The following is a 12,529-nucleotide window of genomic DNA, read 5'->3' as shown; positions in this document are numbered from 1 at the left end:
CTCACTGAAAGGCTGGCATGACGTCGTCGATGAACCGCGCCAGCGAGGCGCGTTTGCGGTCGTTGGTCATGCCACTGTCGACCCAGAACGAAAACTCATCATAGCCCAGATCCTCATAGCGTTTGATCCGGTCGATCACCTGCTGCGCCGTCCCGACGGTCAGGTCCTGGCCCAGCTTCTCGGTGGTGTACATCGGATTTGCGTCCATTTCCTCAGGAGAGATCGGTTCGATCAACCCCTGCTGAATGGGTCGCTTGTTCAGGAACCAAGCGCCGAAGTAGTTGTAATAGCGCCGTAAATCCTCGACCCCTTGCGCAACATCAGCGTCGTCTTTGCCGACGTAGGTGTGGTGCAGCAGCATGATTTTGGGGCGCGGCCCGGCATAGCTGTCGCAGGCATCGTTGAAACGGCCCATCAGAGTCTCGATCTCTTCCATCCCCTGCCACAGCGGTGTGACCTGAATGTTGAACCCGTTGTGCACGCCGAACTCGTGACTATTGGGATCACGCGCCGCGATCCAGATCGGAGGTCCACCATCCTGCAGCGGTTTCGGGGCCGAGGTCGTCGCCGGGAAGGAATAGAACTCGCCCTCGTGCGAACAGTCGCCTTCCCAGATCTTCGGCAGCAGAGGCGTGGATTCGCGCATCTTTTGACCGGCCTCCCACGCATCCATGCCCGGCGCCAGACGCTCATATTCAAACGAATACGCCCCGCGTGCGACCCCCAACTCGATGCGGCCCTTTGTGATCTGGTCCGCCGCCGCGGCCTCGCCCGCAAGTTTGATCGGATGCCAGAACGGCGCGATCACGGTGCCGGTGCCAAGGCGAACGTTTTTGGTGTGGTGCGCCAGATCGACCAGAGGCAAGAACGGGTTAGGCGCAATGGTGAATTCCATCCCGTGATGTTCACCAGTCCAGACCGCGCGCATGCCGCCCTCGTCGGCCATCTTCGCCAGACCCACGAATTCGTCGTAGAGAACGTCATGAGGCTGGTCGGGCGTCAGACGCTCCATATGGGCAAACAGAGAAAACTCCATCATCCGGCTCCTTTAGCGAAAACTGTGAATGTCGCCCCGCTCTGCGTCGCCCAGATAGAGGGCGAAATCGCCGGTCTGGGCCTCGCGCGCAAAGCGGGTCATCATGTGGTGAATGCCAGGTGTGACATAGGTCAAGTTGGGCAGGTCCTCGACCGCGACCCAACGGGTGTTTTCGGGCGGTGCGGCCTGTTCGGCCGATGCCAGAAAGAAAGTGTAGTGCAGCTTGGTGTCCACATCATTGAACGCGGAATAGACCTGATCGATCCGCGCCTGAATGCCCCGCTCGGCCAACCCCTGTGCCAGCCTGTTTCGCTGGCCACCGGGTTCGGCCCCCGCGACCTGGACGGGACGCAAATGCCCGTCATGATGCTCCAGCAGAACCTTGTCACCTGAAACGATGATAGCTCCGCAAAGCGTCGGCACTTTCGAGTCGATCTCACGCTCCAACCCAAGGCTGAAATACGAGCCGCTTACATAACCAAGGCCGTCACCCGCAGCGTGCGAGAACTCAAGCACCCGTCCCATTAGAACGGTGTGGTCGCCCGCCGGGACGGCCTGATGCGTTTCGCAACAGAACTGCGCCAGCGCTCCGTCGATCAGCGGCAGATTGTGCAAACCGTTCCGGTGAGCCACTTTCGCGAAGCGATCTCCCTTGTATCCGGCAAAGGTGTTCGAGACGTCCTGTTGACCCTCGGCAAGAATATTGACGGCGAAGTGTCGGCAGTTGGTAAAAACCTCATAGCTGGACAGGAACTTGCCCGGACAGACCAGCAACAGCGGCGGATCAAGGGACACCGAGGAAAAGGAATTGGCCGTGAATCCGACCGGAGCGCCGGTTGCGTCACGTGTTGTCACCACTGTCACACCAGTCATGAAGCTGCCAAAGGCATCACGCAGGGCTCTTGGGTCAAGCATCGTCATGGCAAACACTCCTGCAGAAAGCGCAACAGGACGGCGTTGACCGCATCTGCATGGGTCATCGGCATCATATGCGCCGCGTTCGGGATGATTTCGGCCTGTCCCCGTGGCGCCAACCCGGCCATGTCGCGCGACATTTGAGGGGTTGAGTTCGGCTCATCCGCGCCAGTCAGAAACAAGGCCGGGCATTTTATTGCTGCCAATTGCGCGCCCGACGGCCCATCGCTTTCGGCGAACACCGTGTAGGCGGCCTTATAGGCTCGCGGATCGACCTCTTGCAGCCAGCGCGCGCAGGCGTCGCGTTCCGCTGACGCCTCCTCGGCAAACCACCGTTGCAGAGTGACCGTCGGATCGTTCGATTGCGTTTCATCCAACGCATACGCCCGCGACAGGACCGCTTTTCGGGCTGCCTCCGGCCGCTGAAAAATTGCATTCAGGGCGGCAACGCCTTTGATGTTCGGGTTTCCCGAGGCCGCGATGTAGGTCGCAATCAGCGCCCCCATCGAATGCCCGATCAATACGGCGGGTTCATGTATCAACGCGGCAACCGGCGCGGCATAGCTGTCCAGCCCGTCGACCGCAGTGAGCGGCGTTTCGCCATGCCCGGGCATATCCGGGCACAGTACGCGATACCCGGCAGAGGCCAGCGGTTCGATCTGTGCGCCCCACGCCTCGGCCCGCAAGCCGACGCCGTGCAAAAGAACGACCAGAGGCCCCGTGCCCGCGTCAATCGCGGCCAGTTCGCCGTATTCAGACCGAGGCCGGGTTGTCCACGTCATGACCCAGATCCTTCAAGTCCTGATACCGGTCTCCGATCCGATGATGAGGCCGCCCCGAGGTTGCACCGCCCAGCACGATCACCACCTCATCCGCGCGCGGTGCATCGGGAATGGCGAATTGCAGCGTCAGGTAGTGAGACCGACGACCCGCATCGTTCTTGTCCATCAACGGCACCATGATCGGCGCGTTTGCCGGACCACGTGTGTTGGTGAAGGACAGGTAGGATTTCGCCGCCACTGCCTGCCGGAAGTGATTGCCGAAATGCAGCGTATGGATCAGGCCCGAGGCGTGCTCGACCTCGCCATCCAGCCCCACAACGGCGGCCTTGCCATAGGCTTCGATGGCATCACCGCTGCCCGCCAAAGCGATCATCCGACTGGTCAGTTCTTCGCCCAGGATCGGGGCAAAACTCAGAATCTCGGGGCGCAGGTCTTCGACATAGCGGCCCGCCCACGGGTTCGACACCACTGCGGCCACTGCGAACATCCGCCACGGGCGCTCGGCCTTGCGAAATCCTTCGACCAGAACCTCTTCGTCATAGGTCACGATTTTCCGAATATTTGGCTCCACAGGCGCCCCCTTTTCTGTCGTTGACAAACTATCCTCGCCCAGGGGCCGCTTTGACAAACGAAAGAACTTCGGTCTTAGGTATTAATGACTCTAATATGTAGGTTACCAATGTCGAAATCCCTGCCCCCGCTGACTTGGTTCAGATCGTTCGAAGCCGCGGCCCGACGGCTCAGTTCGACTGCCGCCGCCGAGGAGATCGGGCTGACCCAATCCGCCGTCAGCCAGCAGATCAGGTCGTTGGAAACCCGGTTGGGCGTGGTGCTGTTTCACCGCCATGCGCGCGGGCTGTCCCTGACCGACGAAGGCCGCAAGCTTCTGCCACAGGTCGAGGCCGCGCTTGAGATGTTACATTCCGCCGCCTCGCCCTATCTGGCGGAGGAACGGGCGCGGCATATTACCGTTGCGGCCTCAGTCAGTGTGCTGGAATGGGTGATTTCCCCGGCACTGCCCCAGTTTCAGAAGCAAAACTCTGATACGTCCGTGCGGTTCGTCAGTACAATCTGGCCCGATGAATTCGCAGCTTCTCGCGCGGATGTCGAGATTCGGTTCGGGTCTGAAAAGCAGGTTGGTCGGGATGCGACAGCACTGCGGCCCAATCACCTGATCGCAGTGAAAGCACCACAGCTTTCGGGCGGCCTGCAAGACCTGCCGCTGATCGGAACTGTTGGAACATCGGACAATTGGGGGTCGTGGGCCGAAGCGACAAATCTACCGGTCGGTGCCCCTGCGTTCTATGTCGATTCCTATGGCCTTGCCCTGCAATTGGCCACAACTGGTAACGGTGTTGCTTTGGTCAACGCTCTGATCGCCGGTCATGCCCTGCAAACCGGTCAGGTCGTGCTTGCATCCGATGCCTCTGCTGCGGCCAGCGAAGGGTACTTTCTTGCAGTGCAACGGCGCTCGCCCGAGGTTGATGCCTTTGTGCAATGGTTTACCGAAATTCAGCGCGATGAGACAAACGCGCAAGTCTGATTCAGGCAAGCCGATGTCGCATCTGAGGATATCCAAATACCTCTGAATAGTGAATTCTGGCGAAAAAGGTCCGATTCATGCGATATTCCGGCTTTCGAGTCATCAAAGAGGCGCTTACCGGCCACAAAGGGTGGAAACCGGTCTGGCGCGAACCCGAACCCAAGGCGCATTACGACATCGTCGTGATCGGTGGCGGAGGCCATGGCCTTGCTACAGCGCACTACTTGTCCAAGGTCTATGGTCATCGCAACGTGGCCGTGGTCGAAAAAGGCTGGATCGGCGGTGGCAATGTGGGGCGGAACACGACGATTGTCCGCTCGAATTACATGCTCGACGGGAACGAACCGTTTTACGAGTTCTCGATGAAGCTGTGGGAAGGGCTTGAGCAAGACCTGAACTACAACGCCATGATGAGCCAACGCGGGATCATCAACCTGTTCCACACCGACGGCCAGCGCGACGCCTATACACGACGTGGTAATGCGATGATCCTGAACGGCGCGGATGCCGAGCTGTTGGATGCTGACCAAGTGCGCAAGGAGCACCCCTACCTGAACTTCGACGACGCCCGCTTTCCAATCAAAGGCGGCCTGGTGCAGCGACGTGCAGGTACAGCCCGCCACGATGCGGTGGCCTGGGGCTTTGCGCGGTCGGCTGACCTGCACGGCGTGGATATCATCCAGAACTGCGAGGTCACCGGTCTACGGATCGAGAACGGAAAATGTCTGGGCGTGGAGACCACCAAGGGCTTCATCGGCGCGAACAAAGTGGGTTGCGCGGTTGCAGGCAGTTCCAGCCGAGTGATGGGAATGGCCGGGATGCGCCTGCCGATCGAAAGCCACGTCCTGCAGGCCTTTGTATCCGAGGGCCTGAAACCCGTTCTGCCCAGCGTCATCACCTTTGGCGCGGGCCACTTTTACGTCAGCCAGTCTGACAAGGGCGGGCTGGTCTTTGGCGGCGATATCGACGGCTACAACACCTATGCCCAACGCGGCAACTTGCCGGTGGTCGAGGATGTTTGCGAAGGCGGTATCGCTCTGATGCCGATGATCGGGCGCGCGCGCCTGCTGCGGATGTGGGGCGGCGTGATGGACATGTCGATGGATGGATCGCCCATCATCGACCGCACCCCGGTCGAAGGGCTCTATTTCAACGGTGGCTGGTGTTACGGCGGGTTCAAGGCGACCCCGGCCTCAGGCCATTGCTTTGCGCATCTTCTGGCGAAGGACGAACCACACCCGGTTGCCACCGCCTATCGCCTCGACCGGTTCCAGACCGGCCGGATGATCGACGAAAAAGGCGTGGGCAACCAGCCCAACCTGCACTGAGGGGACCGTTCCATGATTATCAACCATCCCCTTCTGGGCCCGCGTGACGCGTCAGAATTCACCTATCTGGGCGACGCATCCCTGATCGACCGCCCCGATTGGCAGGACGAGAACGCAGCCGAGGCATACTATGAATACGGCTATCTGCGCGACAATCCCGCCGGAGAGCATCAGGAGCTTTGGTATCACGAGGCCGGAGATCGCTCTTGGCTGGTCGTCACGCGTAACACGCTGACACATGAGATTTCGAAGGTGGAAATGGCCCGCGACGTGGCCCGCGCTCGGGGGCGATCCAAATGACACAAACCAACAGGCTTGATGGCGGTCAGATCGATCGCAACACTTCTCTGAGCTTCCGTTTCGACGGGCGCAACCTTACCGCCCACTCTGGTGACACTCTGGCCTCGGCCCTGCTGGCCAACGATGTGCGCCTGATCGGGCGGTCGTTCAAATACCACCGCCCGCGTGGGTTGCTGACCGCAGGGTCAGAGGAACCCAACGGCATGGTCGAACTGCGCACTGGTGCCCGGAAAGAACCCAACACCCGCGCTACAACCATTGAGATGTTCGACGGGCTGGAGGCCTATTCGCAGAACCGCTGGCCCAGCCTCAAATTCGATGCGCTGGCGGTGAACGACATGTTCTCGAACTTCCTGTCGGCGGGGTTCTACTACAAGACCTTCATGTGGCCTGCGGCGTTTTGGGAAAAGCTCTACGAGCCAATAATCCGTCGCGCTGCTGGCTTGGGGTCTCTGTCGATGGAGGCCGATCCGGACGAGTACGACAAGGGATTCCGCCACTGCGATTTGCTGATCATCGGGGCCGGTCCTGCTGGTCTGATGGCGGCTCTGACCGCTGGTCGTGCTGGCGCCGATGTCATCCTGGCCGATGAGGACTTCGCCCTCGGCGGGCGTCTGAACAGCGAGACCTTTACGGTCGGCGACCACAGCGCTTCGGACTGGGCCACGCAGGCGGTGGCTGAACTGTCTTCGATGCCCAACGTCTGCCTGATGCCGCGCACAACCGTGATCGGCGCATTCGATCATGGCATCTATGGCGCGGTGGAGCGGACCGGAGATCACCTGGCCACCCTGCCGGAGGGAAAACCGCGCCAGATCCTGTGGCGCATCTACACGCAAAAGGCGTTGTTGTGTGCCGGGGCCACGGAACGCCCGATTGCGTTCGAAAACAACGACCGGCCCGGCATCATGATGGCCAGCGCCTTGCGCACCTATGCAAACCGCTTCGCGGTCACGGCGTCGCAGCGCGTGGCGATTTTCACCAACAACGACGACGGCCACCGGACCGCCGCTGATCTGCACGCCAAGGGCGTCAGGATCGCCGCTGTGGTGGATGTGCGCGAGGACGCGCCCTCCAGCTATGACTACGAAGTGTTGAAGGGCGCTCAGGTCACGAATACCAAAGGCCGCCACGGGTTGAGCTTTGTCGAAGTCTCCTTGCCCGATGGCTCGACCCGAACCTTGGATTGCGGTGCACTGGGTGTGTCTGGGGGCTGGAACCCGAATGTCCACCTGACCTGCCACCAGCGTGGTCGCCCGGTCTGGAACGAAGCGCTGGCGGCTTTTGTTCCCGGTGGCGAACTGCCCGTGGGCATGTCCGTGGCAGGCGCGGCAAACGGAATCATGTCGACCTATGGCGCTCTGCAATCCGGTGCAGAGGGCGCGGCCAAGGCGCTGGACCTGACCGATGCCCTTCCCGACCTGCCCGAGGCCGAGGACGCTCCGATCGCGCAGACACCCTTCTGGTATGTGCAGGGTTGCAAGCGCGCATGGGTCGACCAGCAGAACGACGTGACCGTCAAGGATGTGAAGCTGAGCTATCAGGAAGGCTTTCGCTCGGTCGAGCACCTGAAACGCTATACCACACTGGGCATGGCGACCGATCAGGGCAAGACCTCGAACATCACCGGGCTGGCGATCATGGCCGAAGTGGCCGGTAAGTCGATCCCCGAGGTCGGCACCACGATTTTCCGCCCGCCTTACACGCCGGTTCCAATTGCCACCTTCGCGGGCCGGATGAAGGGGCAGGAATTCCACCCGACCCGCCTGACGCCCTCACACTTCTGGGCCAAGGAACGCGGCGCGGTGTTTGTCGAGGTTGGCAACTGGCTGCGCGCGCAGTGGTTCCCCCAACCCGGTGAGACACACTGGCGGGAATCAGTGGACCGTGAGGTGCGCCAGACCCGAGCATCTGTCGGGGTGTGCGACTGCACCACGTTGGGTAAAATCGATGTCCAAGGCACGGATGCCGCCGAGTTCCTGAACCGCATCTATGCCAACGGCTTTGCCAAACTGGCCGTGGGTAAAACCAGATATGGTCTGATGCTGCGCGAAGACGGGATGGTCATGGACGACGGTACCGCCGCGCGGCTGGCCGAAGATCACTTCGTCGTCACCACGACCACAGCCAACGCCGTAAGTGTCTATCGCCACATGGAATTTGTGCGCCAATGCCTGTGCCCCGACATGGACGTGCAACTGATCTCGACCACCGAAGGCTGGGCGCAATACGCCGTGGCTGGACCCAACGCGCGCAAGCTGCTGCAAAAGATCGTCGATCCCGAGTTCGACATCTCGAACGAGGCGTTCCCCTTTATGGCTTGCGGCAACGTCACCGTCTGCGGCGGGCTGCGGGCGCGGCTGTTCCGGATCTCTTTCTCGGGCGAGCTGGCCTATGAGATCGCCGTCCCCTCGCGCTATGGCGATGCGCTGATGCGGCGTCTGATGGCAGAAGGCGAAGAGTTCGACGTTGTGCCTTACGGCACCGAAGCGCTGGGCGTGATGCGGGTTGAAAAGGGCCACGCGGCCGGAAGCGAGTTGAACGGCACCACAACGGCGCTGAACCTTGGGCTGGGTAAGATGGTGTCAAAGAAGAAGGACAGCATCGGCTCGATCCTTTCGGAACGCGAGGCACTGGTTGAACCGGATGGGTTGCGGCTTGTTGGGATCAAACCTCTGGAGGCCGAGAACAAGATCACCGCAGGTGGTCACCTGATGAATGCCGACGGTCCAGTCGATGCAGCCCATGATCAGGGCTATGTCACCTCGGCCGTTTATTCACCGATCCTGAACAGCAACATTGGCCTGGGTCTGGTCAAAAACGGCTCGGAAAGGCTGGGTGAGAAAATGCGTCTGGTTTCACCCCTGACCAACCTGACTGTTGAGGTGGAACTTGTCTCGGCCCATTTCGTTGACCCTGAAGGAGAACGTCTGCGTGCATGATCTTGTAGCGATAACCGCCCTTGGCGGAACTGAGCCGCGTGTAGACTCCCTAGGTGGCGTCACATGCACCGAAACCCCAGAAGTAGCGCTGGCATCGGTCGCCGCGCGCATGGGACAGGAAATCAACGCCACCAAGGCACTTGCCAAGCTGATTGATGCGCCCGCGCCGGAGGTTGGCCGCTGGGCTGGCACGACCGTCACAGCGTTTTGGGTTGGGCAGGACCAATGGATGGCCGAAGCCCCGTTCGACAGCCACGAAGACCTTGCAGCTCAGGTCAAGGCAACCGTTGAGGATGCGGCTTCGGTGACGGAACAGACTGACGCGTGGGCGCGGTTTGATCTAAGCGGTGAAGGCATCAAAGCGGTGCTGGAACTGCTGTGCCAGCTTGATCTGCGCAAGTTTGATGAGGGCAGCGCTGCGCGGTGTTCGATCCATCACGTGGGCTGTTTCGTACTATGCCGGTCGCCCGAGATGGTCAGCCTATACGGTCCGCGATCTTCGGCCGGTTCGCTGCACCACGCAATCGTCACGGCGATGCGCTCGGTGCAATAACCCTCAGACCGAGGGCAGAGGAGCGTTGTCTTCGACCCGAAAACGGTTGATGCGACGCCTGTCCTCGCTAGGGCTGAGCCCGAAGGCCGCGCGGTAGTGGGTCACCAGAGGCGAGACCGAGCTGTATCCGACGGCCTCGGCGATCTCGGGGATCGGGTCCTTGGTATAAACTACCATCTGCCGCGCCGCCTTCATGCGCATGGCGCGGTAATAGTGGCTGGGGCTCTGCCCTGTCGCTTGCTTGAAGGCGCGTTCGATCTGGCGAGGCGTGACACCAGTCTGTTGCGCTACGTCCGCGATTGAGATCGGCTGGCTCATATGTGCTGCAAACAGCCCAACACAGCGGGACACCAACGGCGGCAGGCTGTCACCCGTACCGGGCGCATTGGCACTAGGTACCTGTTGTCGAACCCCTGCCCCGCGCATCATCGGGTGCTGGAACCAACAGGCAACCTCATGCGCCACATCACCGCCGAGCCGATCCTCAATCAGGTGCAAAGCCAAGTCAAAACCCGCCGCGGCACCGGACACCGTGTATCGGCCGGTGCTTTTGACGATCACTTCGCTGCGAGTATCCAAGTCAGGAAACTCGGCCTCGAACGCGGCCTCATAACACCAATGGACCGAAACCGGGTGACCTTGCATGACCCCTGATCGCACCAAGGGAAAGACCCCGGCGCTGATACCGCCAAGAACCGTTCCGTGCCGACCAAGGCTGCGCAACACGCCATTCCCGGCCGTCGGATTATCGAAAACCGAGGTCGGGCTGCTGAGCAGGAACAGAATGCCGATGTCCTTGCAGTCGACCAGCGACCGTTCAGCCTCAAACCCGACCCCGGCGCTGGATTGAACCTTTTGACCGCGTTCTGAAATCAGCGACCAGCAGAACGCCTCTTGCCCGGCGATTTCGTTGGCCGCCCGCAACGGCTCGATCACCGAGGTCAGGCAGGCCATGGGAAAGCCGTCAAACAGCAAAAAGCCGATCTCGATTCTGTTTCCATCGCGCATAGGGCTGTACTAGCAGGAAAACCACGGCAGCCCCATGCGAAGTTTACGCCCAGCGGATCAGCCCGATAATTGCCGAGGTCGCGTAAAACCCCTGCAGCAACAAAAAGGTCCAGCGCCGGTCGATCGCTGCCCAGGCTGCGAACAGGCCAGCGGACAACAGCAACAGCGCAAAGCCCAGAAGCTCCGCCCCTGTGTTCGACGCGATCAGCAGGGCATAGGCCATGGCCAGCACCGATCCGGTGACTTCAAACACAGTCGTCAGGCCACGGCGAGAAGTGTTGATCTTTGCCATGCCTCACCCTCTCCGCTTGAGGAAATCGACCAATAGGGCCGATATCTGTTCGGGCTGGTCCTCCATCGCGAAATGACCGCAGTTTTCCAGAATGTGCAGTTCCGACCCCGGAATGGTGTCATGTAGCTTGTGCGCCCAGTCGACCACCTGCCACGCGTCATCCTCCCCCCAGATCAGTTGAACCGGCAATGCACCGAGTTTCGCATAGTCGATGCTGTTGGTGTGCTTGGGGTCGTAGTGACGGACCTGATGCTGGAACAGACTGCCCTGCCCGATGGGGCCGCTGATAAAGTCCAGATATGTTTCCATCGCGGTATCGGCCAGCAGCTGTTTGTTCACCACGGTCGAGAAAAGCCACTCGCGAAAGTGTTCCCGGTGCCGGGTATCAGGTGCATCGATCAGAGGTTGCAGACCTGCTTGCATCTGCTCCTTGGTTCGTTTCGAAGGCCAGCTGTCAAAGCTGACGACGTCGATCAAGGTCAACGACCGCACCCGGCCGGGCGACTGGACGGCAAAACGCGGGGCCACCGCGCCGCCGATATCGTGCGAGATCACGTGCAGGTCATCCAGTCCCCACAGGTCCAGCAGCCCCTCGAGGATCGGAACCTGCGCGGTGACTGATGTATCAACCGACGGGTCGCAGGGGCGTTCGGACAGACCAAAGCCCAGCAGGTCGTAGATATGAACCTTGTAGCCTGCATCAACCAGAACCGGCAGCACGTTGCGCCAGATATAGGATGAGGACGGCGTGCCGTGGATCAGCACGACGGGTTCGCCTGTGCCATAGGTGCCATGCGCGATGCGAGTGTTGTTGATCAGAGCATGGTCGGTGACGAGTAGTGACATGGTTGGTCTCCGGTGATTTGTCTTTCCTCGTGGTTAAACCGACGCTAGGATGTGACTCAAATGAATGATTGTCATTCGTCCATCTGATTTTGTCATGTGAGTGCAAATGAACGAACGTTTGGAAATCGACGCCCTTCGGGCCTTGCTCGCCATCGCAGCCCATGGCGGCGTGACACGGGCGGCGGAACATCTGGCGCTGTCGCAATCGGCGGTCAGCCACAAGATCCGGCGATTGGAACAGGCGCTGGACTGCGATCTTCTGGCCCGCCGTTCCGGAGGCCCACTGTTCACAGACGCCGGTCAGCGGCTGTGCGACTACGCCCGGCGGATTACCGAGTTGCATGACGAAGCCTTGGCAACATTGGGTAAGAAACCTCTGTCCGGCAGCATTCGTCTGGGGATGACCGAAGACACCACCACCAGTGGCATCGCCCGAATTCTGGGCCGCTTCACGCGGCTTTATCCCGACGTTCAGGTCCGAACTCGTACCAGCCAAAGCCTGAACGTGCAGGCCTGGTTAAAGGCCGGAGAGCTGGACGTGGCGGTCATGCAGATCTTTCGCCACGACGTGCTGCCCGATGACCTGATCCTGTTCGAGGACGATCTGCATTGGGTCAAATCGCCCGAGTTTCACGTCGACCTCACCGCCCCTGTGCCGTTCCTGTCCTTCGACAGCCAGTGCTTTTACCGGCTCTGGGGCATGGGTCACGGGCCGCATCGGTTCGACAATGTTCTGGAATGCCCAAGTGCCGCCGGTATCCAGTCGGCAGTGCGCTCGGGGTTGGGTGTTGCGCTGCTGAACGGCCTGCATGTCACCCCGGATATGGAGATCATTGACGACCTGTTCCCCGACCCGCCCGACATTGCCTATGTTGCGCGGACACACCTGAAACGACGGAACCCTGCCGCAATGGCACTGATCGAAGAGATCCGTAAAGAAGTTGAAAGCGCCATACCTTTACGTATCGCGGGCTGAGCCTAACG

General features: G+C 60.6%; 13 protein-coding genes. 6 read left to right on the top strand and 7 right to left on the bottom strand.

Translation table 11 applies throughout. The annotated features are described in order from the left end of the window. Nucleotide 1: 1 nt before the first annotated feature. From GOX63_RS01475 to GOX63_RS01460, 4 genes are read right to left on the bottom strand one after another with little or no spacing between them, the layout of a single operon-like run. Nucleotides 2-1,036: an LLM class flavin-dependent oxidoreductase gene (locus GOX63_RS01475; RefSeq protein WP_170324716.1), complete on the bottom strand. Its 1,035-nt coding sequence runs from the start codon at nucleotides 1,034-1,036 to the stop codon at nucleotides 2-4. 12 nt (nucleotides 1,037-1,048) lie between these two features. Next, nucleotides 1,049-1,957 carry a flavin reductase family protein gene (locus tag GOX63_RS01470; protein ID WP_170324715.1) on the bottom strand — a complete coding sequence of 303 codons (909 nt, stop codon included), beginning with the start codon at nucleotides 1,955-1,957 and terminating at the stop codon, nucleotides 1,049-1,051. Then, nucleotides 1,954-2,733 (bottom strand): alpha/beta fold hydrolase, encoded by a 780-nt coding sequence (locus tag GOX63_RS01465; protein WP_170324714.1) that lies wholly within the window; start codon nucleotides 2,731-2,733, stop codon nucleotides 1,954-1,956. The genes GOX63_RS01470 and GOX63_RS01465 overlap by 4 nt, the downstream gene beginning before the upstream one ends. Further along, entirely contained in the window at nucleotides 2,705-3,304 is a 600-nt protein-coding gene (locus GOX63_RS01460; protein WP_170324713.1) for an amino acid synthesis family protein, read from the bottom strand. Before GOX63_RS01460 ends, GOX63_RS01465 begins: the two co-directional genes overlap by 29 nt. Nucleotides 3,305-3,412: 108 nt before the next feature. Here GOX63_RS01460 and GOX63_RS01455 point away from each other — a divergent pair, with 108 nt between their 5' ends. The 5 genes from GOX63_RS01455 to GOX63_RS01435 all read left to right on the top strand — a co-directional run bounded on the left by GOX63_RS01455 (nucleotide 3,413) and on the right by GOX63_RS01435 (nucleotide 9,399). Next, complete coding sequence (locus GOX63_RS01455) at nucleotides 3,413-4,276, top strand: LysR family transcriptional regulator (RefSeq protein ID WP_170324712.1); 864 nt, start codon at nucleotides 3,413-3,415, stop codon at nucleotides 4,274-4,276. 77 nt (nucleotides 4,277-4,353) lie between these two features. Further along, nucleotides 4,354-5,604, top strand: a complete 1,251-nt coding sequence (locus tag GOX63_RS01450; RefSeq protein WP_170324711.1) for a sarcosine oxidase subunit beta family protein — start codon at nucleotides 4,354-4,356, stop codon at nucleotides 5,602-5,604. A gap of 12 nt (nucleotides 5,605-5,616) precedes the next feature. Further along, nucleotides 5,617-5,904, top strand: a complete 288-nt coding sequence (locus tag GOX63_RS01445) for a sarcosine oxidase subunit delta (protein ID WP_170324710.1) — start codon at nucleotides 5,617-5,619, stop codon at nucleotides 5,902-5,904. Continuing rightward, on the top strand, nucleotides 5,901-8,846 hold the full coding sequence (locus GOX63_RS01440; RefSeq protein WP_170544609.1) for a sarcosine oxidase subunit alpha family protein: 2,946 nt from the start codon (nucleotides 5,901-5,903) through the stop codon (nucleotides 8,844-8,846). The genes GOX63_RS01445 and GOX63_RS01440 overlap by 4 nt, the downstream gene beginning before the upstream one ends. Then, nucleotides 8,839-9,399, top strand: a complete 561-nt coding sequence (locus GOX63_RS01435) for a sarcosine oxidase subunit gamma (protein WP_170324708.1) — start codon at nucleotides 8,839-8,841, stop codon at nucleotides 9,397-9,399. The genes GOX63_RS01440 and GOX63_RS01435 overlap by 8 nt, the downstream gene beginning before the upstream one ends. A 3-nt stretch (nucleotides 9,400-9,402) precedes the next feature. Here the strand turns inward: GOX63_RS01435 and GOX63_RS01430 are convergent, their stop codons facing one another. From GOX63_RS01430 to GOX63_RS01420, 3 genes are read right to left on the bottom strand one after another with little or no spacing between them, the layout of a single operon-like run. After that, a complete protein-coding gene (locus tag GOX63_RS01430; RefSeq protein ID WP_170324707.1) occupies nucleotides 9,403-10,407 on the bottom strand; it encodes a GlxA family transcriptional regulator in 1,005 nt (334 codons plus the stop codon). Between the two features lie 43 nt (nucleotides 10,408-10,450). Next, nucleotides 10,451-10,699 (bottom strand): hypothetical protein, encoded by a 249-nt coding sequence (locus tag GOX63_RS01425; RefSeq protein ID WP_170324706.1) that lies wholly within the window; start codon nucleotides 10,697-10,699, stop codon nucleotides 10,451-10,453. A 3-nt stretch (nucleotides 10,700-10,702) separates the two neighbouring features. Further along, nucleotides 10,703-11,545 (bottom strand): alpha/beta fold hydrolase, encoded by an 843-nt coding sequence (locus tag GOX63_RS01420; RefSeq protein ID WP_170324705.1) that lies wholly within the window; start codon nucleotides 11,543-11,545, stop codon nucleotides 10,703-10,705. A gap of 106 nt (nucleotides 11,546-11,651) precedes the next feature. Between GOX63_RS01420 and GOX63_RS01415 the strand changes: the two genes are divergently transcribed. After that, nucleotides 11,652-12,521, top strand: a complete 870-nt coding sequence (locus GOX63_RS01415; RefSeq protein ID WP_170544606.1) for a LysR family transcriptional regulator — start codon at nucleotides 11,652-11,654, stop codon at nucleotides 12,519-12,521. Nucleotides 12,522-12,529 lie beyond the last annotated feature (8 nt).

Origin of the sequence: Ruegeria arenilitoris (assembly GCF_013031355.1) — a bacterium.
Lineage (GTDB): Bacteria > Pseudomonadota > Alphaproteobacteria > Rhodobacterales > Rhodobacteraceae > Ruegeria > Ruegeria arenilitoris_C.
Note: the sequence above shows the minus strand (reverse complement) of the source record. Positions and strands in the feature narration are given on the sequence as shown.

Bases quoted from the DNA above. Each gene is read 5' to 3' on its own strand.
- GOX63_RS01475 (WP_170324716.1), bottom strand. From the start codon at position 1,036: ATGGAGTTTTCTCTGTTTGCCCATATGGAGCGTCTGACGCCCGACCAG.
- GOX63_RS01470 (WP_170324715.1), bottom strand. From the start codon at position 1,957: ATGACGATGCTTGACCCAAGAGCCCTGCGTGATGCCTTTGGCAGCTTC.
- GOX63_RS01465 (WP_170324714.1), bottom strand. From the start codon at position 2,733: ATGACGTGGACAACCCGGCCTCGGTCTGAATACGGCGAACTGGCCGCG.
- GOX63_RS01455 (WP_170324712.1), top strand. From the start codon at position 3,413: ATGTCGAAATCCCTGCCCCCGCTGACTTGGTTCAGATCGTTCGAAGCC.
- GOX63_RS01450 (WP_170324711.1), top strand. From the start codon at position 4,354: ATGCGATATTCCGGCTTTCGAGTCATCAAAGAGGCGCTTACCGGCCAC.
- GOX63_RS01445 (WP_170324710.1), top strand. From the start codon at position 5,617: ATGATTATCAACCATCCCCTTCTGGGCCCGCGTGACGCGTCAGAATTC.
- GOX63_RS01440 (WP_170544609.1), top strand. From the start codon at position 5,901: ATGACACAAACCAACAGGCTTGATGGCGGTCAGATCGATCGCAACACT.
- GOX63_RS01430 (WP_170324707.1), bottom strand. From the start codon at position 10,407: ATGCGCGATGGAAACAGAATCGAGATCGGCTTTTTGCTGTTTGACGGC.
- GOX63_RS01425 (WP_170324706.1), bottom strand. From the start codon at position 10,699: ATGGCAAAGATCAACACTTCTCGCCGTGGCCTGACGACTGTGTTTGAA.
- GOX63_RS01420 (WP_170324705.1), bottom strand. From the start codon at position 11,545: ATGTCACTACTCGTCACCGACCATGCTCTGATCAACAACACTCGCATC.
- GOX63_RS01415 (WP_170544606.1), top strand. From the start codon at position 11,652: ATGAACGAACGTTTGGAAATCGACGCCCTTCGGGCCTTGCTCGCCATC.